This is a genomic window from Mesorhizobium sp. Root157 (genome assembly GCF_001427385.1).
Lineage (GTDB): Bacteria > Pseudomonadota > Alphaproteobacteria > Rhizobiales > Rhizobiaceae > Mesorhizobium.
This window is the reverse complement of the sequence record NZ_LMGJ01000038.1, coordinates 140,660-163,146: the sequence shown is the minus strand read 5'-3', so window position 1 is coordinate 163,146 and position 22,487 is coordinate 140,660. Positions and strand designations below refer to the sequence as shown.

25 protein-coding genes are annotated in these 22,487 nt (G+C 62.8%); 14 read left to right on the top strand and 11 right to left on the bottom strand.

Annotation, left to right across the window (positions count from 1 at the left end; translation table 11 throughout):
* The first annotated feature begins 80 nt into the window (after positions 1-80).
* The 3 genes from ASD64_RS19950 (at position 81) to ASD64_RS19940 (ending at position 3,377) form a co-directional block, all read left to right on the top strand.
* Positions 81-785: an XdhC family protein gene (locus tag ASD64_RS19950; protein WP_056108970.1), complete on the top strand. Its 705-nt coding sequence runs from the start codon at positions 81-83 to the stop codon at positions 783-785.
* Complete coding sequence (locus ASD64_RS19945) at positions 782-2,395, top strand: NTP transferase domain-containing protein (protein WP_056108967.1); 1,614 nt, start codon at positions 782-784, stop codon at positions 2,393-2,395. The genes ASD64_RS19950 and ASD64_RS19945 overlap by 4 nt, the downstream gene beginning before the upstream one ends.
* 145 nt (positions 2,396-2,540) lie before the next feature.
* Positions 2,541-3,377 (top strand): alpha/beta hydrolase, encoded by an 837-nt coding sequence (locus tag ASD64_RS19940; RefSeq protein ID WP_056109199.1) that lies wholly within the window; start codon positions 2,541-2,543, stop codon positions 3,375-3,377.
* A gap of 31 nt (positions 3,378-3,408) precedes the next feature.
* On the opposite strand, the gene ASD64_RS19935 is transcribed toward ASD64_RS19940, so the two are convergent.
* Positions 3,409-4,449: a DUF1176 domain-containing protein gene (locus ASD64_RS19935; protein WP_056108964.1), complete on the bottom strand. Its 1,041-nt coding sequence runs from the start codon at positions 4,447-4,449 to the stop codon at positions 3,409-3,411.
* A gap of 139 nt (positions 4,450-4,588) precedes the next feature.
* Between ASD64_RS19935 and ASD64_RS19930 the strand changes: the two genes are divergently transcribed.
* Positions 4,589-5,095 (top strand): DUF1993 family protein, encoded by a 507-nt coding sequence (locus ASD64_RS19930; protein ID WP_056108961.1) that lies wholly within the window; start codon positions 4,589-4,591, stop codon positions 5,093-5,095.
* Positions 5,096-5,099: 4 nt separating this feature from the next.
* On the opposite strand, the gene ASD64_RS21430 is transcribed toward ASD64_RS19930, so the two are convergent.
* Positions 5,100-5,264 (bottom strand): hypothetical protein, encoded by a 165-nt coding sequence (locus ASD64_RS21430; RefSeq protein ID WP_156460240.1) that lies wholly within the window; start codon positions 5,262-5,264, stop codon positions 5,100-5,102.
* A gap of 249 nt (positions 5,265-5,513) precedes the next feature.
* Between ASD64_RS21430 and ASD64_RS19925 the strand changes: the two genes are divergently transcribed.
* Positions 5,514-5,975 (top strand): hypothetical protein, encoded by a 462-nt coding sequence (locus ASD64_RS19925; RefSeq protein ID WP_082550064.1) that lies wholly within the window; start codon positions 5,514-5,516, stop codon positions 5,973-5,975.
* A gap of 92 nt (positions 5,976-6,067) precedes the next feature.
* Positions 6,068-7,330, top strand: coding sequence for a cysteine desulfurase-like protein (locus tag ASD64_RS19920; RefSeq protein WP_056108954.1), 1,263 nt, complete (start codon positions 6,068-6,070; stop codon positions 7,328-7,330).
* A gap of 6 nt (positions 7,331-7,336) precedes the next feature.
* Here ASD64_RS19920 and ASD64_RS19915 read toward each other — a convergent pair whose 3' ends face one another.
* Genes ASD64_RS19915 through ASD64_RS19905 form a run of 3 tightly spaced genes read right to left on the bottom strand, consistent with a single transcriptional unit; the run spans position 7,337 to position 10,266 of the window.
* Complete coding sequence (locus ASD64_RS19915; protein WP_056108946.1) at positions 7,337-8,368, bottom strand: histone deacetylase family protein; 1,032 nt, start codon at positions 8,366-8,368, stop codon at positions 7,337-7,339.
* Between the two features lie 10 nt (positions 8,369-8,378).
* Positions 8,379-8,897, bottom strand: a complete 519-nt coding sequence (locus tag ASD64_RS19910) for a GNAT family N-acetyltransferase (protein WP_056108943.1) — start codon at positions 8,895-8,897, stop codon at positions 8,379-8,381.
* On the bottom strand, positions 8,890-10,266 hold the full coding sequence (locus ASD64_RS19905; RefSeq protein WP_056108940.1) for an aspartate aminotransferase family protein: 1,377 nt from the start codon (positions 10,264-10,266) through the stop codon (positions 8,890-8,892). The genes ASD64_RS19910 and ASD64_RS19905 overlap by 8 nt, the downstream gene beginning before the upstream one ends.
* Positions 10,267-10,437: 171 nt before the next feature.
* Between ASD64_RS19905 and ASD64_RS19900 the strand changes: the two genes are divergently transcribed.
* Together ASD64_RS19900 and ASD64_RS19895 are read left to right on the top strand one after the other, a co-directional pair.
* Entirely contained in the window at positions 10,438-10,686 is a 249-nt protein-coding gene (locus ASD64_RS19900; protein ID WP_056109197.1) for a ParB N-terminal domain-containing protein, read from the top strand.
* Between the two features lie 160 nt (positions 10,687-10,846).
* On the top strand, positions 10,847-11,083 hold the full coding sequence (locus ASD64_RS19895) for a DUF1858 domain-containing protein (protein ID WP_056108937.1): 237 nt from the start codon (positions 10,847-10,849) through the stop codon (positions 11,081-11,083).
* 265 nt (positions 11,084-11,348) lie between these two features.
* Here the strand turns inward: ASD64_RS19895 and ASD64_RS19890 are convergent, their stop codons facing one another.
* On the bottom strand, positions 11,349-12,053 hold the full coding sequence (locus ASD64_RS19890) for a Crp/Fnr family transcriptional regulator (RefSeq protein ID WP_056108933.1): 705 nt from the start codon (positions 12,051-12,053) through the stop codon (positions 11,349-11,351).
* A gap of 187 nt (positions 12,054-12,240) precedes the next feature.
* Here ASD64_RS19890 and ASD64_RS19885 point away from each other — a divergent pair, with 187 nt between their 5' ends.
* The gene (locus ASD64_RS19885; protein ID WP_056108928.1) at positions 12,241-12,435 is read left to right on the top strand and encodes a hypothetical protein; all 195 of its coding nucleotides are present in this window, start codon (positions 12,241-12,243) and stop codon (positions 12,433-12,435) included.
* A gap of 12 nt (positions 12,436-12,447) precedes the next feature.
* On the opposite strand, the gene ASD64_RS19880 is transcribed toward ASD64_RS19885, so the two are convergent.
* The 4 genes from ASD64_RS19880 to ASD64_RS19865 form a co-directional block, all read right to left on the bottom strand.
* Positions 12,448-13,332 carry an SUMF1/EgtB/PvdO family nonheme iron enzyme gene (locus ASD64_RS19880; protein ID WP_082550063.1) on the bottom strand — a complete coding sequence of 295 codons (885 nt, stop codon included), beginning with the start codon at positions 13,330-13,332 and terminating at the stop codon, positions 12,448-12,450.
* Positions 13,333-13,391: 59 nt separating this feature from the next.
* Positions 13,392-14,510 carry a copper-containing nitrite reductase gene (gene nirK / locus ASD64_RS19875; protein WP_056108926.1) on the bottom strand — a complete coding sequence of 373 codons (1,119 nt, stop codon included), beginning with the start codon at positions 14,508-14,510 and terminating at the stop codon, positions 13,392-13,394.
* 198 nt (positions 14,511-14,708) lie between these two features.
* Positions 14,709-15,062, bottom strand: coding sequence for a YbaN family protein (locus ASD64_RS19870; RefSeq protein WP_056108924.1), 354 nt, complete (start codon positions 15,060-15,062; stop codon positions 14,709-14,711).
* A 127-nt stretch (positions 15,063-15,189) separates the two neighbouring features.
* Positions 15,190-15,462: a DUF2249 domain-containing protein gene (locus ASD64_RS19865; protein ID WP_056108921.1), complete on the bottom strand. Its 273-nt coding sequence runs from the start codon at positions 15,460-15,462 to the stop codon at positions 15,190-15,192.
* A gap of 241 nt (positions 15,463-15,703) precedes the next feature.
* On the opposite strand from ASD64_RS19865, the gene ASD64_RS19860 reads away from it, so the two are divergent.
* The 3 genes from ASD64_RS19860 (at position 15,704) to ASD64_RS19850 (ending at position 19,613) form a co-directional block, all read left to right on the top strand.
* Entirely contained in the window at positions 15,704-15,898 is a 195-nt protein-coding gene (locus tag ASD64_RS19860) for a hypothetical protein (protein WP_056108919.1), read from the top strand.
* A gap of 264 nt (positions 15,899-16,162) precedes the next feature.
* Positions 16,163-17,206: a GH25 family lysozyme gene (locus ASD64_RS19855; protein ID WP_056108916.1), complete on the top strand. Its 1,044-nt coding sequence runs from the start codon at positions 16,163-16,165 to the stop codon at positions 17,204-17,206.
* A gap of 511 nt (positions 17,207-17,717) precedes the next feature.
* Positions 17,718-19,613, top strand: coding sequence for a bifunctional sugar phosphate isomerase/epimerase/4-hydroxyphenylpyruvate dioxygenase family protein (locus ASD64_RS19850; protein ID WP_056108913.1), 1,896 nt, complete (start codon positions 17,718-17,720; stop codon positions 19,611-19,613).
* Positions 19,614-19,638: 25 nt separating this feature from the next.
* Here the strand turns inward: ASD64_RS19850 and ASD64_RS19845 are convergent, their stop codons facing one another.
* Entirely contained in the window at positions 19,639-20,322 is a 684-nt protein-coding gene (locus ASD64_RS19845) for a TetR/AcrR family transcriptional regulator (RefSeq protein ID WP_056108910.1), read from the bottom strand.
* 168 nt (positions 20,323-20,490) lie between these two features.
* Between ASD64_RS19845 and ASD64_RS19840 the strand changes: the two genes are divergently transcribed.
* The gene (locus tag ASD64_RS19840; protein WP_082550070.1) at positions 20,491-21,399 is read left to right on the top strand and encodes a shikimate dehydrogenase; all 909 of its coding nucleotides are present in this window, start codon (positions 20,491-20,493) and stop codon (positions 21,397-21,399) included.
* Positions 21,400-21,453: 54 nt separating this feature from the next.
* The gene (gene dctP, locus ASD64_RS19835; RefSeq protein WP_056108907.1) at positions 21,454-22,440 is read left to right on the top strand and encodes a TRAP transporter substrate-binding protein DctP; all 987 of its coding nucleotides are present in this window, start codon (positions 21,454-21,456) and stop codon (positions 22,438-22,440) included.
* Positions 22,441-22,487: the final 47 nt, after the last annotated feature.

Genomic DNA, 22,487 nt, shown 5'->3' with positions numbered 1-22,487 from the left:
TGCCTGAATGTACGCTCCGCTCCGGTTCTCGAACCTCACGATTTTCGCCTCGTCCTGAAGCATTTTGAGGGGGCGCTTTAGTGGACATCAAGATACTGGAAAAACTGAACGCCGAGCGTCGGGCGCGCCGGGCGGCCATTGTCGTCACCGACATGGACGAAGGCGGCGCGCGGCTGGTCCGGCAGGGCGATCCGGTTGACGGGGAACTGGCCACGGCGGTGGCGAGGGTGCTTCGCACCGGCAAGTCCGAGTTGGTGCAAGTTGAAGGGCGCACGCTGTTCCTGAACGCGCACCTGCCCAATCCGCGCCTGGTGGTGATCGGGGCGGTGCATATCAGCCAGGCGCTGGCGCCGATGGCCAGGATCGCCGGCTATCCGGTCGAGATTATCGATCCGCGCAGCGCTTTCGCGACGCCCGAACGCTTCCCCGAAATCATGCTCCATGCCGAGTGGCCGCAGGATGTGCTGGAACGCCAGCCGCTCGACAGTTACACCGCGCTGGCGGCAGTCACGCACGATCCGAAGGTCGATGACATGCCGCTGAAGGCGGCGCTCGACGCCGGCTGCTTCTATATCGGGGCGCTGGGAAGCCGTAAGACGCATGCCCGGCGCGTCGAACGCTTGCTGGCCATGGGTGCGACGCCACAGCAGATCGAGCGCATCCATTCGCCGATCGGCATCGATATCGGCGCGGCAAGCCCGGCCGAGATCGCGGTTGCCGTTCTGGCTGAAGTGGTTCGCGCTTTCCGCTCGCGCGGCCTTGAGGCGAAGGAGGCAGCAGCATGAAATTCGGTCCGGTACGGCTCGACGAGGCCGAGGGCGCAATTCTGGCGCACTCCGCCATGGTCGGCGAAAAGCGCTTCCGCAAGGCGCGCGTGCTGACGGCGGAAGATATTGCCGAGATGCGCGCCGCCGGCATGGCCGAGGTGATCGTCGCCGTCCTCGACGAGAGCGACATCGAGGAAAACGATGCCGCGACCCGTATCACCCAGGCGCTGCGCTTCACCGGCGCGGAGGCAAAGCCGGCGGCGACCGGGCGCGTCAACATTTTCGCCGAGACGGACGGCGTCTTCACCGTCGACAAGGCCTTGATCGACGCCGCCAACCGCGTCGATCCCGACGTGACCATCGCGACGCTGGCCGAATATGCGCCCGTCATCGCCGGCCAGATGGTGGCGACCGTCAAGATCATCCCGTTCGCCGTTTCGGCTGCGGTCATCGACGAGATCGTTCGCCTGGCCAAAGGCAAGACGGCCTTCGCCGTCAATGCGTTCAGGCCGCAGACGGTCGGCGTCGTCCAGACGACGTTGTCGACCCTCAAGGACAGTGTCCTGGACAAGACGATCAGGGTTACGGAAGCGCGGCTCGCGCGCTCCGGCAGCCGCGTTTCGGAGGAAAAGCGCACACCCCATGAGCCTGGCGCGGTGGCAAAGGCCATTGGCCAGTTGGCCGAGACCAGCGACATGGTGCTGGTGTTCGGCGCTTCCGCCATGAGCGACCCGGACGACGATGTCATTCCGGCCGCGATCCGCGCCTCCGGGGGCACGGTGTTCCGCTCCGGCATGCCGGTCGATCCGGGCAATCTGTTCGTGTTGGGGGAACGTCACGGCAAGCCGGTGCTGGGCGCGCCGGGCTGCGCGCGCAGCCCCAAGCCGAATGGTTTCGACTGGGTGCTGGATCGCCTGTTCGCCGGCATCGACGTAACCGGCGACGATATCGCCGGCATGGGTGTGGGCGGGCTTTTGATGGAGATTCCCTCACGCCCCGAGCCGCGCGAGCCGGTGCCGGTTCCCTTGCACCCTCAAGTGCATGTGGTGCTTCTGGCCGCTGGCCGCTCCAGCCGCATGGGCGGACCGAACAAACTTGTGGCGCTGTTCGAGGGCCAGCCGCTGGTGCGCCGCGCCGCCGAGCGCGTGCTAGCGTCGAAGGCTTCGGGCGCCGTTGTCGTCACCGGCCATCAAAGCGAGCGTGTTCATGCGGCACTGGCCGGGCTCGACCTTGCCATTGCGGACAATCCGCATTTTGCAGAAGGCCTGTCGTCTTCGCTGAAGGCCGGCATTGCGAGGGTGCCGGCTTCGGCTGCCGGCGCGATGATCGTGCTTGGCGACATGCCGGGCGTCTCGTCCGCCGACATCGACCACCTGATCGATGCCTTTCGCAAGAGCGGCGGCAAGGCCGTGGTGCGCGCCTCCTACGGCGGCAGGCGCGGCAATCCGGTGATCCTGCCGCGCTCGCTGTTTATGGCGGTGGCGCAACTGGAAGGCGACACCGGCGCGCGCCATCTGGTCGAATCTGAAGGCCTCGACGTGATCGATATCGAGATCGGGCCAGCAGCTGCCGTCGATGTGGATACACCGGAGGCGCTGGCGAAAGCCGGCGGCATTCTGCAAGGGTGACGATGGGCCGTTGACAAGCGCATGCCGGGCAACGCAATCGTTGGCCATGCGGTTTGACCTGTCACTCCTCTCCAGCCTGCCGGCCATCTCCCGCTCAAAGGGGGTGGCTTGGGGGGCTATCTTGCTGGCGGCGCTGTTGTTCGCCATGCCGGCTTCGGCACAAGCGCTGCTGAAACCCTTCAAGGACGATCTTTTCGCCTATCCGGCGCTGCTGTCGGCGGAACCGAACAACGTCTACCGCGTCGTTGACTACCGCGAACTGCGCGACATCAACGAACGCGATCAGGTGCCGGAACGGCGGGTGCGCGCCAATTACGTCACGACCGGCGTGCGCAAGGTGCAGCAGGATCTGGTGCTGAAGACGGATGCCGGCACGATCCACCACGTTGCCGTCGGGCGCACCGAAAGTGCAAAAGTAATCACGCTTTACCTGCACGGACAGGGCGGCAGCCGCAAGCAGGGCGTGGACGACTTCACCTTCGGCGGCAATTTCAACCGTCTCAAGAACCTGATGGCGGAGAATGACGGCCTCTATCTGTCGCCGGATTTTACCGATTTCGGCGACAAGGGCGCCACCGAACTTGCCTCGCTGATCGGTCACTATGCAGGCCGCTCGCCGGGCGCGCGCATCATTGTGGCTTGCGGCTCGATGGGCGGGGCGCTGTGCTGGAAGCTGGCCGAACGCAAGGATACCGGTGCCGAAATCGACGGTCTGGTCTTGCTCGGTTCGCTTTGGGACGAGGGCTTCCTTGCAAGTTCTGCCTTCAAGCGACGCGTCCCGGTTTTTTTCGGGCAAGGCAGCAAGGACCCGGTTTTCCCGATAGAGAAGCAGGAGGCATTCTTCCGCTCCATCCTTGCAAGATCAAAGGATTACCCGACCCGCTTCGTGCGCTTCGAGACAGGGACGCACGGCACTCCGATCCGCATGGCCGATTGGCGGGAGACGCTGAACTGGATGCTTGCCCAGGCGGTGCGAGACTGATTCCGGACAGGCTTGGACCCCAATCGGTGCGTCAAGGGGCGGTGTTGTAGTCGACCACCGTTTCGGGATTGATCTCGCCGTCATAGGATGCGTCGACATCGAATTGCACCAGTGAAAACGAGCCGCCGCGGAACAGCCATGTGCCTGACGACGATGCGTCGCCGGCACCGCGCCATTTGGCGTGGGAGGTTATGGTGTGGCTGGCCTCGTCGTAACCGGAATTGACCAGCCGGTCGTCGGTGCGGAAGCCGATGACATTGACGGCTTCCAGCTTGCCGTCGCTGTCGTTGTTCTCATAGTGGATGTCCAGTTCCGGCGCCGCGAACTGCAATTGCCGCACGCCTTCGACAGCGTCGCTCACATAGTAGACGGCATCCTCGTTGTAGGCGGCCATCGAACAGAAGAAGCGGAACAACCGGACTTCGCGCTCGCTCGAGTCGTCGTCCGCCTTGTAGCGAATTGCATAGCTGTCCGGCTCGCCGATCGGCTCTCCACCGGGGCGGGTCTGGTCGCACTGCTCGCCATAGGTGGCCGCGAAGACCTGCTTCGCCTGATCGAGTGCTGAATCCTGTGGCGGCGGCAGCGGGCCGTCGCCGCAACCTGCCGGCAATGCCTTGTCGAACGGCTCGGTCGTCGGCTTCAGCGCGCCCTTGTCGATGCGGATCGGCGTGAAGGGCGGTTCCTGCGCCTGGGCGTTGACTTGCCGCAGCGTATAGCAGCCGGAAAATATCTTCTCCGAGCCGTCGGTGCCGGTGGCGCGTATGGCCACGGGAACGCTGAAGAAGATGCTGCCGGCAGCGCCTTCCTCGCCGACCGAGCCCGTCTCGACCTCGACGGAAGCGGTGCCGTCATAGCCTTTGGTGAAGGTCTCGAAATCCTCGGCCGGCTTGGTGTCGCCGAAATAGTCCCAGGCGCGGGCATATTCGTGGCGATTGATGGCGTTGTAGAGCGATTGGACGACGTCAGCGGCATTGGAGCGATCGTCGAAATAGGGGCTTTCGGCGGCCAGTGCCGATGCGCAAAAGCTTCCCGCCAAGGTGAGTGCGAGCAGTGAGGCGAGGGCGTTTTTCATCGGCGAATCTCCGTCCCGGGGAGCCTCGAAGTCTAATTTCGAATGCGGCGCGCTCGTGGCGCACCGCCGCGCTTGAAAATCCGGCGCGGAAGGCGCTATCTCGCCGCGCGGCGGTTCCCGAAGCTTTTGGAGAAATATTGTGGCGATTTCGATGTATGACGTGTCCGTGCCGGTGTTTGCCTCACGGTTGAAGGCGCTGTCCGGTGTGCTTGGCGAGGCTGAACGGAATGCGACGGAACGCAAGATCGACCCGAACACGTTTTTGACCGCGCGCCTGGCGCCCGACATGTTCACGCTGACCCGGCAGGTGCAGATCGCCACCGACCATGCCAAGGGCGCGCCTTCGCGGCTCGCCGGCCGTGAAATCCCGAAATACGAGGACGATGAGCAGAGCTTTGCCGATTTGCAGGCGCGCATCGCCAAGGCGAGCGACCATCTGTCCGGCTTTTCGGCTGCGGACATCGACGGTTCGGAAGACAAGGTCATCGCGCTCAAGGCCGGCGGGCGGGAGCTTTCGATGAGCGGCAGCCAGTACCTGCTCAACTTCGCCATGCCGAACTTCTATTTCCACATGACCACGGCCTACGACATTCTGCGCCACAACGGCGTACCGCTCGGCAAGGTCGTGTTCCTCGGCGCCCGCTGAATTCTCAGCGGATCGCCATCTCGCGGGCGATGCGGGGAAAATCGGCAGGCTTGATGCCGATATCGGCGCGGTCGGCGTTGCTCATGGCGTGGAGCAGCGCCAGCGCCGCGCGATAGCGCGCCTGCTCCTGCGGGCGGGGACGGGCAAACAGTTCGGTGTAGAACCCCATGTCAGGCTCCTGAAATTGTCCTCCCGAAGCTGCAATATAGGTGGTTCATGACAATTGTGCAGTGCAGCATGCGCATGGCTGCCATGCCGGAGAATTTTCTGGAGCAGTGTCGGCCGCAGGAAGCTAAATTCCTTACAAAAGCGGGCATTTATTCTTAACCGAGCGACCTTATTGTGACGCCGTCGAGATTAGGCTCGGGCGTGCGGGGAGGCTGAAATCGGTACTGGCGCCAAGCGGGATTTCGCTTCATTGCTCGACGATCTGTTCGTCACCTCGAGCGTCGAGGACGAGGCGGCGCCCCAACCGGCGCCCCAACCGGCGAACGCGGTCGACTATCTGGCTGTCGTCGATGAACTGCACTCCGGCCGCATCAAGGTGTCGGAGGAAGCGCTGGCGGCACAATATCGCGAAACCGGGCACGATCTTGCCACGGAGTTCGCAGCCTTGCTCGATCAGGCCAGGCTGGCTTTGGCGGGCGAAATAGCGCAGCCGGAAAAGTTGCCGGCCATCGACCCCGAAACGATTGCCACCGAACTCGGCCTTGGCCGACCAGGGATCGACTACGGGCAACTGCGCCGCAGCTTCGCCTTTGCCAACCATCCCGACCGGGTGCCGCCTCATTTGCACGAGCGGGCAATGATCCGCATGCAGGTTGCGAACATGCTGATCGACGAAGCCAAGCGCAAGGCGCTGGCCAAGCGGAAACGCTGAACTGGCGGCTTGCCGCTCGACAAAGCCAAAGCCATATCGGATCGGGATAAAAGCGCTTGAGAGCCGGATACGGCCCGGCGCAAGGGGGACGGATGACGTTTGCGATCGATGCCGTGCGCGGCCATTTTCCGGCGCTGGGCCTGACCGACCAAGGCCGCCGCCGCATCTATCTGGACAATCCGGCCGGAACCCAGGTGCCGCAAGCGGTTGCCGATGCGGTGGCGCGCTGCCTTTTGACCACCAACGCCAATCTGGGCGGGTTCTTCGAAACGACAGTGGCGGCTGGAGAGATCGTTGACGAGGCGCACAAGGCGATGGCGGATTTTCTCGGCGCTTCGACGCATGAGGAAATCATCATCGGCGCCAATATGACGACGCTGACCTATCACATGTCGCGCACGCTTGGCCGCGGCTTCAAGCCGGGCGACGAGATCGTGCTGACCCGCATGGACCATGAAGGTAACGTCTCGCCCTGGCTGCAATTGGCCGAGGATCGCGGCCTGACGGTGCGCTGGGTGCCGTTCGACCAGCAAAGCTGGCAGGTCGAAGAGGAAACGCTGGCTGCGGTGCTGAGCGACAGGACGCGTCTTGTGGCGTTGACATACGCCTCCAACCTCACCGGCTCGATCAACAACGTGAAAGCGCTGACACGACTGGCGAAGCAGGCCGGTGCGCTGGTTTATGTCGACGCGGTGCAGTTCGCGCCGCATGGCCTGGTGGATGTGCAGGAGATCGGCTGCGATTTCCTCGCCTGCTCGGCCTACAAGTTCTTCGGGCCTCATCTTGGCGTGCTGTGGGGACGCCGCGAGGTGATCGACACGCTGACGCCCTACAAGTGCCGCTGCTCGTCCAATGGCCTGCCGGAGCGGTTCGAGACCGGCACGCCGCAGATCGAATTGTTGGCCGGACTGAGCGCGGCTGTCGGCTATTTCGAAGAATTGGGAAGGGCCGCAGGCGCGGGCGGTTCACTGCGGGCAAGGATCGCCGCCGCATTCAAGGCGTCCATCGCTTACGAAAATCCGCTGGCGCAGCAACTGATCGACGGGCTGTCGGATATTGCCGGCCTCACCATCCATGGGATCACGGACCCGGCGCGGCTTCAGCACCGCGTGCCGACCGTGTCGTTCACGGTGGACGGTATTGCGCCCGAATCCATCACGCGGCAGATGAATGCCGAGAATATTTTCCTCTGGTCCGGGCACAATTATGCATGGGAAGTGGTTCACCAGCTTGGCATACCTGCGCAGCAGGGCGTCGTTCGCATCGGCATCGCCCACTACAACACCGCTGGCGAGATCGACGAGACGCTGGAAAGCGTGCACCGGACCATCGCCATGCTGCGGCAGCAGCGATAGGTCGCGCTATCCTTTGATCCTTCCGCCGAAGCCGGTCAGGAAAGCTGTGAGGTTGTCGGCTAGCGCATCGCACAGATAGCCGCCTTCCTGCACGATGACGGCGGGCAGGCCAAGCCGGGCGATCGCTTCGCCGATTCGGGCAAAGCCGGGCGTCGAGACAGACAGCCCGCCGAACGGATCGCCTTCGAAAGCGTCAAGGCCCAGCGCAACCACCAGCGCTTCGGGTGCGAAGGCGCGGATACGCTGGAAGGCGGTTTCCAGGGTTTCAAGGAAAACCGCATCGCCGGATTTGCGCGGCAAGGGCAGGTTGAGATTGTAGCCGAGGCCGGCACCTTCGCCGCGTTCGTCGGCATAGCCCCAGAAAAAGGGGTAGAAGCGCACCGGGTCGGCATGCAGTGAAACGGTAAGCACGTCGGGACGTGCATAGAAGATTCCTTGCGTGCCGTTGCCGTGGTGCAGGTCGACGTCGAGGATTGCCACCCGCGCGGCGCTCTTGCGCAGTACCTGTGCCGCAACCGCCGAATTGTTGATGAAGCAGAAGCCGCCGGCGACATCGGCAAAGGCATGGTGGCCGGGCGGACGGCAGAGCGCATAGGCGGCAGGCGCGCCCGACAGCACGGCTTCGGCAGCCTCGACCGCGCTCCAGGCGCTCCACAGTGCGCTGTCCCATGTTTCGGCGGAGATCGGGCAAGCGGTATCGGCCATGTGATAGCCGGCCTGGCCGACGGCCGAAGCGGGATAGCTGCCGCCGCGCGCGATCGGGTGGATGTTGGGGATGACTTCGGCGGAAGCGCCGTCGATGCGCTGCCAGCGTTCGAAGATGTGCTGAAGGAAATCGAGATATTCCGGCGTATGGATCGCCGCCACCGGACCAAGTCCATGTTTGCGCGGGCGCTCAATGGAGCAGCCGGCAGCCCTGGCGCCGGCAAGCAGGCGCTCAATCCGTTCCGGCTGTTCAGGATTGGGCTTCGGCGCACCGCTGGACAGGAACGCCTTCGGGTCGTGGCGCTTTTGCTCTTCGGCATAGAAGGTTTTCATTGCTGTCCTCTCAGGCTGGACTGTCGCCGTCGGCGAACTGGAAAAAAGCTTCGCCGAGGATCTTGTGAACCTGCTCGCCGCGTGCGTGGCTGATGCCGAGCCGTTCGTAGAAGGCCTTCGCCTTTGCATTATCGGTGTCGACGGACAGGCGCAGATAGACGCCGCCGCTGTCCTTCGACAGCTTCGTCAGCCGGCGAAGCAAGCGCTCGCCTATCCGAAAGCCACGGAACCGCTCGGCCACGAACAGGTCCTGCACATAGACGCCAGGCCTGCCCATCCAGCTCGAAAAGATCGGGAAATACAGGCACATGCCGGCAAACTCTGAATCGATTTCTGCGATCAGCGTTTCAAAGGCCGGGTGTGGGCCGAAGCCGAAATGCCTGATGTCATCGACGGTGCTGGTTATCTTGTGCCGTTCGCCGACCGCATCGCCGATGCCGAGCAGGGCGCCATGGATCGCGTCGGCGTCCTCGATCCGACCGGGGCGGATCGAGACAGGTGCGGCAGGGCGGGCGGCGCGCTCAGCCATCGACCGGCAGGTCGAGTTCGCGGGCGAGGGCTTCGAGCGAATCGCCGAGAATCGCGGCCATCTCGCCAATCTGGTCGCGGGTGATGATGAGCGGCGGCGCCAGGATGAAATTATCGGCCTCGACGCCATCGCCGCGGATACGGCGTGAATAGATGATCAGCCCGCGCGCATAGGCGAGGTCGAGCAGGCGCTGGTTGGCGTTCAGGGCCTTGGGCAGCGGCGTGAAGCCAACCGGATCGGCGACCATGTCGGCCCCGATCAACAGGCCCTTGCCGCGAATGCCGGCGATGAAGGGAAAGCGCCTTGCCAGATTGTGAAGCTCGGCCATCAGCAGATCGCCCATCGCCGCCGCATTGGCCTCGCAGCCCAGCCGCTCCATCTCGCCAAGCACGGCGAGACCGGCAGCGCAGGCCAGCGGATTGCCGGCATAGGTGTAGCCATGCTGGAAGCCGCCCATGTCGAGCACCGGCGTGACGATGCGCCGGGAAGCCGCCATGGCGCCGAGCGGTGCGTAGCCCGAACCGATGCCTTTCGACAAAGTGACGATGTCGGGACGGCAGTTCCAGTGATCGCCGCCGAGATAGCGGCCGGTGCGGGCAGCACCCGACATGACCTCGTCGTGGATCAGGAGGATGCCGTATTTGTCGCAGATCTCGCGGATGCGGGCGAAATAACTGTCAGGCGGCACAAGGGCGGCTGTAGCGGCCCCGCCGATCGGTTCCATGATGAAGGCAACGACGCTTTCCGCTCCCTCAGCGAGGATTTTCTCCTCCAGCATGTCGGCATAGCGCAGTCCGCGTTGTTCCATCGAAAGATTGTCGCGGTCGCGATAGGCGGTGGGGGCGGGTATGGCCGGCATCGGCTGGATTTGCGGCGCGAAGGTTTCGGTCAAGGCAAGGTCGCCGGTCACGCCAAGCGCGCCGATGGTGCCGCCGTGATAGGAAGGAAAGCGGCAGATGACTTTCCAGCGTTTCGGCTGGCCGGTTGCAACGGCCCATTGGCGGGCCAGCTTGAGCGCCGATTCCACGGCTTCCGAGCCGCCCGAGACGAAAAAGATGCGGTCGAGGTCGCCCGGCATCTTCTGCGCGAGACGCCGCGCCAGTTCCTCCGTCGGCTCGTTTTCGAAATGCAGGCGATAAGCGAAGGTGGCCTTGTCCATCTGCCGTTTCATGGCCTCGATGACGGTGCGATTGCCGTGGCCGATATTGGACACCATCGGGCCACTCGAACCGTCGAGGAAGCGGCGGCCGTCCCGGGTCCAGAAATAGACACCCTCGGCGCGGTCAACGAGCGGCCGGCGCAGCCGCGTCACGTAGAACAGGTGCGACGGCGGACGTGCAGTTTCTGGAGGGATGGCTGCCTGCGACATTGGAAACTCTGCGAACTTGCCCGGTGATCGTTGCCATTTCGGCCATCCGCCGGCAGGCCGTCAAATGGAAACCATCGGACCAGAGTTTCGGTCCGGCCGATGCCGGAGCTTGCGTTCGTGCTGAAACGCACTATCCACTGTGGCGGGCATCTTTTCGCCGCCGGAGCCGCCATGCTGAGAGTGCAGAAGGTCAAGGTTGACGACATCTACGTGCCGAGCGCGCGCCGCAAGACGCTGCATCCCGAAACGGTGCGGCATCTGGCCGAGGACATCCTCGAAAACGGCATGAAGACACCGATCCAGGTACGCCATGACGGCAAGCGCTACGTTCTGGTCGAGGGGTTGCATCGGCTGGAGGCAGCGAAGTGGCTGGGCGAGGCCGACATCGACGCCTATCTGGTGCAGGCAAAGCGGCATTAGATCTGAGGTGATGGTGGCTTGCAGATGGCGGCTTCCTGCGCTTCCGGACCTGAATCCCGCCAGGCCTTAGGTATTTAAAGCCGGTCCTGTTTGCTCGCACGCAACGACGGCGTGGCGGGGTGCGGCCAATGTCGGTCCCATCACGGACGGATTGCGGGTGATGGAGCCGACACTGGACAGCACGACGAGCATGGACGAGATGATGCGGAAATGGCCGGCAACGGTTCGCGTCGCGATCCGTCATCAACTGTTGTGCGTCGGTTGCCCGATCGGGTCTTTCCACACGATCGCCGACGCGGCTCGCGAGCATGGGCTGGACGAGGCGAGGCTGCGCCGTGAATTCGAGGCGGCGATCATGTCGGCCGACAAGGGGCGGCGCGCGAAATTGGCGTGCTAGGACCAATCGATATTCAGGGTTTGAGGCGTGGTATGAGCAAAAATCGCTCAGTTCGAGGAGCGGAGCCGAAGGCGGTGTGGACCACCGTCGAGGCTTCGCGACGTGGAAATGGGCGACTTTTGCCATATCCCGGTGGGACGCGGCGCATTTCGGCCCTGAATGCGTCGAAAATGCTCAACGGTGGTCAACACTGCCTTGCGCTTTTCTCCTTTTCAGGACCGAAATCCGGCTCGCGCCACGCCCGAAACCTGAATGTCGATTGGTCCTAGGTTTTGTCCGCGCGACCTTCGGCAAGCAGCAGCAGGCGGTGAGGCTCGACCACGGTGACGCGCTGGCGGCCGCTCTTGACCAGGCCTCTTTCTTCCCACGCCGTCAAAAGGCGGCTGACGGTGTGCAGCGTCGTGCCGGTCATCTCGGCGATGTCCTGGCGCGAGATCGGGAAGTCGATCAGCAAGCCGTCTTCGGTCTTGCGGCCGGTCTGGTTGGCGAGGCGCAGCACCGTGTTGGCGACGCGTTGCTCGACCTGCTCGGTCGACATTTCGACGAAGCGGGTCTGTGCATCGTTAAGCCGCTCACCGACGGTGTTGTAGGTGCCGGTGCCGAAGCTTGGAAATCGCGCCGCGAATTCGGCCCACAACTGCCCCGGCCAGGCCAGCACGACGCAATCGACCACGGCAATGGCATTGGCGGGATAGGTCTTGCGGCCGAGCGCCTGGGCGATCCCCATCAGTTCGCCGGCGCTGATGTAACGCACGATGACCTGCTGGCCGTCCGGCGTCGTCTTCACCACGCGGGCATAGCCGTCGAGCAGGAGAAAAAACGAATGGGCGTCGCCCTCCTGCTCGAAGATCGCGTCACCCTTGGCTACGCGCAACGAGCGCGCCTGCTGCATGACGGCGTCGAGATCGGCGGGGGCAATGCCCTGAAAAAGGGGCAGGCCGGAAATCAAAGAGCGGTCGAGACGGCTCAAGCGGCTTCTCCTGATGATCTACGATCAGCAGATACACCAATAAGGTGCCGACGCCTACCGCACCAGTGTCACACAGGGTGAGCCAGGCGGGGGATATGGAGAAGGCTTTTCGTCCAACTTGCCGGGCAGCAAAGATTTCGTGCGGACGCGCGTTTAGTGAGTGGAAGGGAGCAAGCGGAGTTGTGCCATGATTTCACCCACCGACGATCGTGAACGCCGGGTTCTCATTGAAGCGGTTGCACGCGAGGCGTTCGACCGCTGCCATCCGGGCGACAGCTTCGACGACATGAAGCGGCGGGCACCCTTTTCCAAGGAAGACCGCTATCTGCTGGCCGACTGGCTGGCCTTTGCCGAGGCCGAGTTACGGAAGCGCACGCAGTAGGGCGCGCTGCAATCAGGCGATCCTGGCCGGCAACAGCTTCTTCAGCCGGGTCAGCAGCGAATCCGGCTCGCGCACAAGGCGGATGCCGAGATTGTCGGGCGCCATGCCGGCGGCACAGCCGCCGCTTTTGCCGTCGCGGATGAAGTAGGACATGTAGCCGCGATGCCTGCCGCCGACGATGCGCACACCGCAATTGTCCGTACTTTCGGTTTGCGCCACGCCGTCGGCGAGCCGCGTGCGGGTGTAACAGGTGGTGGTCCATTCCCACACATTGCCGGCGATGTCGGCTACACCCTTGGCATTCGCGCCGAAATGGCCGCGAGGCTTGGGTTGCGGGTCCGGCCCGGTCCTGTCGGCTTCGCTGCGATAGCGCGCCAGCCAGCGTTCGGCAGGGTTGCTGCCGTCGGCGGCGAGGAGCAGCGCGTCATCGGCATAGCGGTCGGCGGCGGCATAGGCCCATTCGGCGTCGGTGGGGAGCCGCCAGACAGAGCCCGTACGTTCGGACAGCCACGCGGCATAGGCGGTGGCGTCGCGATAGCTGACGCCGGTTAAAGGCATGGCGTCGCCTGCGGTCGCTGTAACGACGTCCGGCGCCTCGCAGGCGCCATCGGCGACGCAGCGCGCATAGTCGGCCGCGCTGACCTGGTATTTCATGATCGCGAATCCGCGCCGCATGGCGGTGGTCTGCAAGGGCGCATCCACCGGATAGTCGTTTTTCAGAAACTCGCCGGGTAGGCGAAATTCGAACGAACCCGGCGCGATCGCCACGGTTTCCGGTTCGCCCAGCAACTGCGCGGGCGATCTATGGGTAACGCTGATAGCGTCGGGAGCAAAGATGCCGGCCAGGGCGAGCATCGATGCCGCCATTGCCACTGAAGCCTGAACCTTGCGTTTCATGACCAGCCCTTGCAAATGGCCCGCCGGAATTCCGACGGGCCGCCCAGGGTACTATCCCCTTAGATCGCCCGGATCGGGCCGGGTGCGGAGACCTGCGCCATAAGATCGTCGTCCCACTCGCCTTCCACCGTGATATGGGCGGTGGCACCGAGTTCGGCCGCCTCGATCAGGTTGTGGTTGACGTAGGCATAAACACCCGGCTGCAGGAAGGTGTAGAATGCTGCCCCGGCGGATCCGCCGCGGATGAACCAGGTTTCGAGGTCCTTGGCAGGGGCGTTGTTGAACTTGCCCTGTTCCCAGACATAGTCGCCGTGGCCGCCGATCAGGTGCGGGCGGGTGTCCCGGTTGGCCTGGGCATGGACGATCAGCACTCGGTCGCCGACCTTGGCCTTCAGCGCGTTGTCGCCGGTCAAGGCGCCGACCTTGCCGTTGAACACCACATGGGTGGGGATCAGCCCGCGCATGACGTTCAACGTCTCCTCATAGCTCTCGCCGAGCGTCTCGTAGCTCTTGTATTTGCCGTTCTCGTCGCGCGGCACGTAGAAGTCGTTCTCGCCGATGTAGAACAGCTTGTCGTAGGTCAGCTGCTTGCCGTTCTCGTCCTCGAGGCCGTCGCGCGGCAGCACCATGACGGTGCCGCTCATGCCGGAGACGACGTGCCAGGGGATCATGCCTTCCGGCGCGCAGTGATAGACGAAGGTGCCGGTCCGCGTCGCCTTGAAGCGCAGCACGACCTGTTCGCCGGGGTTGACGTGGGTGAGCGCGCCGCCGCCAAGCGCACCGGTCGCCGCATGAAAGTCGATGTTGTGCGGCATTTCGTTGGTCTCGGGGTTGACCAGCGTGAGTTCGACATAGTCGCCTTCATGCACGACCATCATCGGCGCAGGAATGGAGCCGTTGTAGGTCATGGCCTGCATCGTGGTGCCCTCGCGGTCGATCACCACAGGCTGTTCCTTGACCGTGAGCAGGAATTCCACGACTTTCGGCCCGCTTGTTGCGACCTGTTCGTGCTCATGCACGAAGGGTGGGGCAACCAGCTTCACCTTCTGGCGCGGCAGGCTCCTGATGTCGGCAGCCGGCACCTGGGCCAGCGCAGGGGTGGCGGCCATAGCGGCCATGAGGACGGCACCGGCCGTACCGGCGGCGGTGCCCAAGAGTGCTTCACGACGCGTCAACATGGTCAAATCTCCTTCAGGACCATTCACGTTGCTGATGACCTGAAGTTTAGTTGCGATGCACAATAAGCTCTTTGTTGCAGTGCAAACGAAATGACGGTGCGAGCCACCATGGCCGGACCGCAATGCCTCTCGGGCCAATGCGCGGGTATGACGTCCGATCCGGTTAGTGCCGGCGCATTTGCCGGTCCTTGGTCAGGATCAAGCCGTATTGCGCGTCAGGATGAAGGTTGCCGCGCCGCACAGCGCCAGGGCCTGGATAGCCACGATCCTGAGATCGGTGCCAAGAACGAGCGACAGCACAAGCGTAAGCGCCATGGCGATGACAGCCGCGATCTTGCCTTTGCGGCTGATGGCGCGCTTGTCGCGCCAGTCGCGGATGGCCTTGCCGAATGTCCGGCTTTGCAGCAGCCGATCATGCAGCGCAGGTGAAGATCTGGCGAAGAAAAAGGCGGCAAGAATGATGAACGGCGTTGCCGGCAAGAGCGGAAGCACCACGCCAAGCCCACCCAGCCCCAGGCTGATGAAGCCGAGGATCAGAAAGACGATGCGCATGGCGCTCCGCCGGCATTCGGTTGGAGTGGGTGTGTCTGGGCCAGTGTCATCGCCGCCTTTGATGCCACCGCAGCGCCCGTAACGCCACTGCCATGTTGCTGGCGCAGCAGAGGATGGCGTCGAACCGTCAGTGACCGCCGCTGCCGCAGTCAGACGTATGCGGGCGGCTGATCTCGACGCGCCACAGGTCAGGGCCTTGCTGCAGATACTCCCACGAATACGCGCCCGGATGGCGCATCTCGATTTGCGCCCGCAGCGGGCGCGGGTCGTGATCGTTGACGATGATGAGCGAGCCGCCGTGGCTGAGCGCACCCAGCATGTCGAAGATGCGCTGGTGGCGCTCGAAGGGCGCGATCGTCCGCACGTCGATGAGGGGCGTGGTGCCCGGTTCTGCGGTCATGTTTCAGTCCCCGATGCCGCCGGAATGGAAGATGCCCGAGCGAGGCGGCAGGTTCGGCTCCAGCTGACCCCAGGCTAAGCGCCAGGCTGGCGCTCCTGCTTGTCAAAACGCAAATAAATGCGGAAATGCGGAACTGGGTCGAAATTTCTTGCTTTTGTGACCGCATTACCGCGCAGCCGTCATTGGCTAGCCATGATTGCGTTCCTATTTATGGGTCGCAGCATGAACAAAGAGGTGATCGATGAGAGATGAACACAGCAAGCTGGATGAACTGTTGAGCGACCCCATGGTCCAACTCGTCATGCAAAGGGACCGCGTCAATCCCAAAGGGGTGCGCTGGATGCTGGAACGCGCCCACGCCCGCACCGAAGACCCCTCGCTGCCGCCCGCTTACATGGTTGCGCGCGAATGCTGGGAGCACGGCCTCTGCAGCTAGGGGCCGCGTACCGCGAGCGGGACTATTGAATCTCGCGTTTGCGCCATTTGCTTTCGTATCGGATTTTCAACCAATCGACCGCCGTCCGGGTGCAGGCCCGGGCGGCGTTTTGGTTTTCTGGAGGCAGGCACCCGGCCTGGTCCTGGGCTGTGCCGGTATGGTAAAAATTCGATTCAATCTTTCTTGGTAATTCATCGTTCATAAACGGCCCGGATTCCCGGGGCGTCGCTGCTGGGGCTGTTTTGTTCTGCGTACAGGTCCTTGATGCGTTCCTCAGGCATTCTTGCTTCGCTGCTTCTTTGCTTCGGCCTTGCCGGGTGCTCGTCCAGCGCCGGCATCGAGGGCATGATGCCGAGGCCTTCGGCGGAAATCACCAGTTCGATCGCGCGACCCGCAACCGCTGTGCGATCTGCAGCAGCCATACGCCCGCAGGCAACGCTGCCGGTAATGTCTGCACCGGATGACGTCGAGCCGGAACTGGCGGTTCTGGTCGAACCCGAGCCGGCGCAGGACAGTGGTTTTTCGATGCCGCCCGTCGATGTCGCAGCACTTATCCCAGCGCAAAAGCCCAGCCGGGCGGCGCGCGCCATCGATGGCGGCGTCATCCACCCGCATCGCTTCCGCGACGCCAAGCCGATCAATTTCGGCAAGGTCAAGCCGAAACACTATGCGGTGCATGGCGTCGACGTTTCGCGCTGGCAGGGCAATATCGACTGGGCGAAGCTGCGCAGCCAGGGCGCCAATTTCGCCTTCATCAAGGCCACCGACGGCGGCGACCACCTCGACCCGATGTTCATGAAGAACTGGCGCGGCGCCGATGCCGCCGGCATCAAGCGCGGCGCCTACCATTTCTTCTACTGGTGCCGCGTCGCCAGCCAGCAGGCCGACTGGTTCATCCGCAATGTGCCGAAGGTGGAAGGGGCGCTACCGCCGGTCATCGATGTGGAGTGGAACGGCGAATCGAGTTGCAAGCGCCGGCCTTCGCAAGCCCAGGTCCGCGAAAAGATGCAGGTCTTCATGGACAGGCTGGAGCGCCACTACGGCCAGCGCCCGATCATCTACACCTCGCCTGACTTCTACGCCGACAATCTGCGCGGGGCATTTCCGAACCACCCGTTCTGGCTGCGCGCGGTGGCTCAGCATCCGTCCAAGGTCTATCCGGGTCGCAAATGGCTGTTCTGGCAGTATTCCGGCTCGGGCTTGTCGCAAGGCGTGAACGGCAGGATCGACCTCAATGTGTTTCACGGCAGCGAGGCTGAATGGCGGCGCTGGGTGGGCGGCGCGCAATTGATGGCCGACGCGCAATAGGCGACGCATCCCGCATCGCCGCCCGGATTTTCATCCGCCCGACTCCTGATCGCACCGCGGAATCTCCAGAGGAGAAGCCTTACAAGCCCGCCATCTCGCCGGCGCCGACGGCGGCTTTAGCCTTGCACCTGCCGACACCCAATGCATGTCGCCCGAAAATGGGAACCGGCTTCGGGATAACGACATGCATAGAAATAGATATAGAAATAGATACTTAGAGCGCGCCAGCAAATCTGAAGATCGCGACGCGCTCTAGGACCAATCGACATTCAGGATTTGAGGCGTGGTATGCCATATTCCAGTGGGACGCGGCGTATCTCAACGGTGGTCAACACCGCCTTGCGCTTTTCTCCTTTTCAGGACCGAAATCCGGCTCGCGCCACGCCCGAAACCTGAATGTCGATTGGTCCTAGGCCGAGCTTTGGCTCGATAGCGGTCGGCTTGCTCTTAGGAGGTATCTCCCGTAATAATATACGAACTGGTTCGTTCATTGTTACGGGAGAGAGGGCGCGTGAAAGCGTCGATCGCAACCGTCTCCATATCGGGCGACTTGCCCGAGAAACTGGCCGCGATCTCCGCAGCCGGCTTTGACGGCGTTGAGATATTCGAAAACGACTTTCTCGCCTTCGACGGTTCGCCCCGCGACGTCGGACGCATGGCCAGGGACGCCGGGTTGGCAATAACCCTTTTCCAGCCGTTCAGGGACTTCGAGGGTCTGCCCGAACCCCAGCGAAGCCGCGCCTTCGATCGCGCCGAACGAAAGTTCGACGTCATGCAGGAACTTGGTACGGACCTGATGCTGGTCTGTTCAAGCGTCTCGCCGATCTCGCTTGGCGGGATCGACCGGGCAGCGGCGGATTTTTACGCGCTGGGTGAACGCGCAGCCAAACGCGGACTGAGGGTCGGCTACGAGGCGCTCGCCTGGGGCCGTTACGTGAATGACCACCGCGACGCCTGGGAGATCGTCAGGCGGGTAGATCACCCTAATATCGGTCTCATCCTCGATTCGTTCCACACGCTCGCCCGCAACATCGATCTTGGCTCCATCCGTTCGATCCCGGCCGACAAGATATTCATCGTCCAGCTTGCCGATGCGCCCTTGATGGCGGTGGATCCGCTCTATTGGAGCCGCCATTTCCGCAACATGCCCGGAGAGGGCGAGTTGCCGGTGCGGGAATTCATGCAGGCGGTCGTGGCGACAGGTTACGACGGCTACATTTCTCTCGAAATATTCAATGACCTGTTTCGCGGCGGGTCGGCCAAACACATCTCCATCGATGGCAAACGATCGCTGGTCTGGCTGATGGACCAGGTCCGGCGCGAGGAGCCGGCCTCCAGCGACGCCGCCCCTGCAATCCCGGACCGGGTCGTTGTCGAGGATTTCGAATTCATGGAGTTCGCCGCCAACCGCGAGGGAGCCGACCAACTCAAGACCCTGCTGCAGCAACTGGGGTTCGTCGAGACCGGCAGGCATGTTTCCAAGTACGTGTCGCTCTACCAGCAAGGCGGTATCAACATCGTCGTCAACACCGAACGCGGAAGTTTCGCGCACTCGTCATTCGTCGTTCATGGAACCTCCGCCTACGCCTTGGGCCTCAAGGTCGAGGATGCAGCGGCTGCCGTCGCTCGGGCGAAAGCCTTGGGAGCTGAGATATTCCACCAGACTGTCGGACCCGGCGAACTGCCGATCCCGGCCATTCGCGGTGTCGGTGGCGGCCTGATCTATCTTCTCGATGGCAAGACGGACCTGGCAAGGCTGTGGGATATCGATTTTGTGCCGCTGCCGGCGCAAAGTTCGGACCGGGGCGTCGGGCTAACCCGTGTCGATCATGTCGGCCAGACTGTGCTCCAGGAAGAATTGCCGAGCTGGCTTCTCTTCTACACGTCGATCCTTAAGACGACCAAGACACCCATGGTCGACGTCGTCGATCCGGCAGGCATTGTCCAAAGCCAGGTGATCGAGGGATCGGACAAGCGCTTTCGCCTCACGCTCAATGGCGCAGGAAGCCGCCGTACGCTGGCGGGCCACTTCATCGCGGAAACATTCGGTTCGGCCGTTCAACATCTTGCGATGGCGACCGGCGATATTTTCGCGACCTCGCGCCGCCTTGAGCAGGCCGGCTTTCAACCACTTCAGATTTCTCCCAATTACTATGACGATGTCGAAGCGCGCTTCGGCCTCGACCCGAAACTGGCGGACCAGTTGCGAGACTCCAATATCCTTTACGATCGGGACGAGAACGGTGAGTTCTTTCAACTCTATGCGCCGACATTCGGCGAAGGCTTCATCATCGAGATCGTCGAACGGCGTGGCGGCTACGCCGGATATGGCGCGCCCAACGCGCCATTCCGCATCGCTGCGCAAAGACGCTTGATGAGACCCAAGGGGATGCCACGGGTTTTGTAGCCGCTAGTTGTAGCGGCTGGCCATATCAGAGTGCGGGCGCATCCGCTGCGGCCACGAAGCGAAGCAACATCTCGACGGTGTTGCGCTTCAGCCGTTCGAGTTGCTCGGGCGCGCCGAAGTCGCGGCCGAAGATCATCGAGAATGTCGTGCGATTGGACACGTTGAAGAAACACAGCGCGCTGACCTGCCAGTGCAATTCGACGGGATCCAGACCGGGCCGGAACACGCCTTCTTCGACGCCGCGCGAATAGATCCGGGCGATATGGTCGATCGCGGTCACATTGAGTTCGCGTATTTCCTTGGACTGCTCCAGGTACTGGCCGTTGTGGATATTCTCGATCATCACCATGCGAATGAATTCCTCGTGCCGGTGGTGATGCTCGAAGGTGAATTCGACCAGCCGGGTCAGTGCGGCAATCGGGGACAGCCCCTCGATATCGAGATGCGCTTCGCCCTCTCTTACCTCGCGGTAGGCATTTTCCAGCGCGCGCAGATACAGGCCTTCCTTGTCGCCGAAGTAGTAATAAATCATGCGCTTGCTGGAGCGGGTGCGCGCTGCGATTTCATCGATGCGCGCGCCGGACAGGCCGTTCAAAGCGAATTCTTCGGACGCCACTTCGAGGATGTTGCGCCGCGTGCCTTCGGGATCCTGGGCGCGGGTGGCCTTCGCTTCCTGCTTGGGCTTCCGCTTGGTTTCCGTCACCGCCATGCCAGTTCCGATCCGCTGACTGCAATAGATATTTGACTAAACTAACCAGTTCGTACATTATCCCGAAATCGAGCTGCTCATTTATCCGCTGTGGCCGATGAAACACAAGTGCGGCGTCAGAAAGCCGCATGCGGACCGGGAGGCGGCCCGCGGGAGGACGTTAACGAAATGGGCGACAAGCTTGTCGACCTCCTCAACCGGCTTGCGGCCGGCCACGAAGGCGCAGCCGTAGCAGGCGCAGATACGATCACGATCGGCCTGATTGGACGCGGCATTCAGTCTTCCCGCACGCCGCGCATGCATGAGTGTGAGGCGAGGCGCCTTGGCATTGGCTATTCCTACCTCCTTCTGGATTTCGATCGGTTGGGGCTGGGCGACGAGGCGATTGGAGATGTTGTTGGTGCCGCGCAGGCCGCCGGCTTCCACGGTCTCAATATCACCCACCCATTCAAGCAATCCGTCATTCCGGTGTTGGATCAGCTATCTTCCGACGCTCAGGCCATAGGTGCGGTCAACACGGTCGTTTTCGATGGCAAGGCAAAGCACGGCCACAATACCGACAGTTGGGGTTTTGCCGAAAGTTTCAGCGACGCGATGTCCGATGCGCGCATGGATCACGTTGCAATGTTCGGCGCGGGGGGAGCAGGCGCTGCCGTCGCCCATGCGTTGATCAAGATCGGCGTTGGCCGCCTGTCCATAGTCGATAGCGAGGCATCGCGCGCCGATGAATTGGCGGCACGCATGGCGGCCATGTTCGGGACCAGGGTGGCGTCGAGTCTGGGAACGGAAGAGACGATCCGCGCCGTTGACGGGATTGTCAACGCGACGCCTGTCGGCATGGAAAAATATCCCGGCACCCCGTTCGATACCGCGCTGCTTGCGTCCGATCAGTGGGTCGCGGACATCATCTATTTCCCGACCGAAACGGAACTGCTGCGCAAGGCGCGCGTCGCCGGCTGCCGCACGCTCCCGGGGACGGGCATGGCGATCTACCAGGCCGTACGGGCCTTCGAACTGTTCAGCGGCCGTGAGGCGGACCGCAGCGCCATGGCCGGTCATTTCGAGGCCGCCGCGTGAACTCACACAAGAACGGAACTGCAAGATAGACTGAAAACCAAGGGAGGAAATGAAATGAAACTCGATCTGACACGCCGCCAGTTCATGGCCGCAACCGGCGCCGCTGCAGCACTTTGCACGTTCCCGGCATTGGCGCAGGACAAGCCGAAACTGCGCTTCTCGGCCGTGTTTTCCGAGCAGGACATCCGCGCCGAGATGATGAAGATGTTCTCCGATGCCATTGCTGCGGACTTCACCTTTGAAGGCTACTACGGCGGCAACCTGTTCAAGCAGGGCACCGAATTGGTCGCGCTGCAGCGTGGCAATCTCGAGATGGGCAACATCGCTCCTCAGGACATTTCCAAGCAGATTCCGGCATGGTCGATCCTGACGGCTGGCTACCTGTTCCGTGATGCCGCGCACCTCAAGGCCTTCTTCGCCAGCGAAGCCGGCGCGGAGATGAAGAAGATGACCGAGGACCAGCTCGGCGTGAAGGTGCTCGGCCCGACCTATTTCGGCGTGCGCCAGGTGGGCCTCAAGTCTGACAAGGAAATCAAGACGCCCGCCGACATGGCCGGCATCAAGCTGCGCATGCCCGGTGGCGACGCCTGGCAGTTCCTCGGCCAGGCGCTTGGCGCCAACCCGACGCCGATGGCTTATGCCGAGGTCTATACCGGGTTGCAGACCGGCGCCATCGACGGCCAGGACAACCCGCTGCCGAATGTCGAGAACATGAAGTTCTACGAGGTGATGACGCAGATCGTCCTGACCTCGCATCTGGTCGGCTACGATCTCCTCACCGTTTCCAAGAAGGTGTGGGACGAGATGGGGGCTGACAAGCAGGCGACGTTCCAGGCCGCGGCGGACAAGGCGATCGACTTCTCGACCGAAAAGCATCTCACTCACGAGAAGGAACTGGTCGATCTGTTCAAAGGCAAGGGCCTGAAGATCTACGAGCCGGACGTGGCCGCTTTCCGCAAGCACGTTCAGGACCAGTATCTGGCCTCCGAGCAGGCCAAGGAGTGGCCTGCCGGCATGGTGAACAAGATCAACGCGCTGTAAGGCTTCAGACATTCGGCCGGGCGGTTCCGCCGCCCGGCATGCCGCCG

What these genes read in the sequence shown, in the direction of transcription:
- ASD64_RS19910 (WP_056108943.1), bottom strand. Translation starts at nt 8,897, where the DNA reads ATGGCTGAGCGCGCCGCCCGCCCTGCCGCACCTGTCTCGATCCGCCCC.
- ASD64_RS19840 (WP_082550070.1), top strand. Translation starts at nt 20,491, where the DNA reads ATGGGCGACAAGCTTGTCGACCTCCTCAACCGGCTTGCGGCCGGCCAC.
- ASD64_RS19865 (WP_056108921.1), bottom strand. Translation starts at nt 15,462, where the DNA reads ATGACCGCAGAACCGGGCACCACGCCCCTCATCGACGTGCGGACGATC.
- ASD64_RS19920 (WP_056108954.1), top strand. Translation starts at nt 6,068, where the DNA reads ATGACGTTTGCGATCGATGCCGTGCGCGGCCATTTTCCGGCGCTGGGC.
- ASD64_RS19900 (WP_056109197.1), top strand. Translation starts at nt 10,438, where the DNA reads ATGCTGAGAGTGCAGAAGGTCAAGGTTGACGACATCTACGTGCCGAGC.
- ASD64_RS19905 (WP_056108940.1), bottom strand. Translation starts at nt 10,266, where the DNA reads ATGTCGCAGGCAGCCATCCCTCCAGAAACTGCACGTCCGCCGTCGCAC.
- ASD64_RS19870 (WP_056108924.1), bottom strand. Translation starts at nt 15,062, where the DNA reads ATGCGCATCGTCTTTCTGATCCTCGGCTTCATCAGCCTGGGGCTGGGT.
- ASD64_RS19935 (WP_056108964.1), bottom strand. Translation starts at nt 4,449, where the DNA reads ATGAAAAACGCCCTCGCCTCACTGCTCGCACTCACCTTGGCGGGAAGC.
- ASD64_RS19880 (WP_082550063.1), bottom strand. Translation starts at nt 13,332, where the DNA reads ATGAAACGCAAGGTTCAGGCTTCAGTGGCAATGGCGGCATCGATGCTC.
- ASD64_RS19885 (WP_056108928.1), top strand. Translation starts at nt 12,241, where the DNA reads ATGATTTCACCCACCGACGATCGTGAACGCCGGGTTCTCATTGAAGCG.
- ASD64_RS19915 (WP_056108946.1), bottom strand. Translation starts at nt 8,368, where the DNA reads ATGAAAACCTTCTATGCCGAAGAGCAAAAGCGCCACGACCCGAAGGCG.
- dctP (WP_056108907.1), top strand. Translation starts at nt 21,454, where the DNA reads ATGAAACTCGATCTGACACGCCGCCAGTTCATGGCCGCAACCGGCGCC.
- ASD64_RS19940 (WP_056109199.1), top strand. Translation starts at nt 2,541, where the DNA reads ATGCCGGCTTCGGCACAAGCGCTGCTGAAACCCTTCAAGGACGATCTT.
- ASD64_RS19845 (WP_056108910.1), bottom strand. Translation starts at nt 20,322, where the DNA reads ATGGCGGTGACGGAAACCAAGCGGAAGCCCAAGCAGGAAGCGAAGGCC.
- ASD64_RS19855 (WP_056108916.1), top strand. Translation starts at nt 16,163, where the DNA reads ATGCGTTCCTCAGGCATTCTTGCTTCGCTGCTTCTTTGCTTCGGCCTT.
- ASD64_RS19895 (WP_056108937.1), top strand. Translation starts at nt 10,847, where the DNA reads ATGGAGCCGACACTGGACAGCACGACGAGCATGGACGAGATGATGCGG.
- ASD64_RS21430 (WP_156460240.1), bottom strand. Translation starts at nt 5,264, where the DNA reads ATGGGGTTCTACACCGAACTGTTTGCCCGTCCCCGCCCGCAGGAGCAG.
- nirK (WP_056108926.1), bottom strand. Translation starts at nt 14,510, where the DNA reads ATGTTGACGCGTCGTGAAGCACTCTTGGGCACCGCCGCCGGTACGGCC.
- ASD64_RS19945 (WP_056108967.1), top strand. Translation starts at nt 782, where the DNA reads ATGAAATTCGGTCCGGTACGGCTCGACGAGGCCGAGGGCGCAATTCTG.
- ASD64_RS19860 (WP_056108919.1), top strand. Translation starts at nt 15,704, where the DNA reads ATGAGAGATGAACACAGCAAGCTGGATGAACTGTTGAGCGACCCCATG.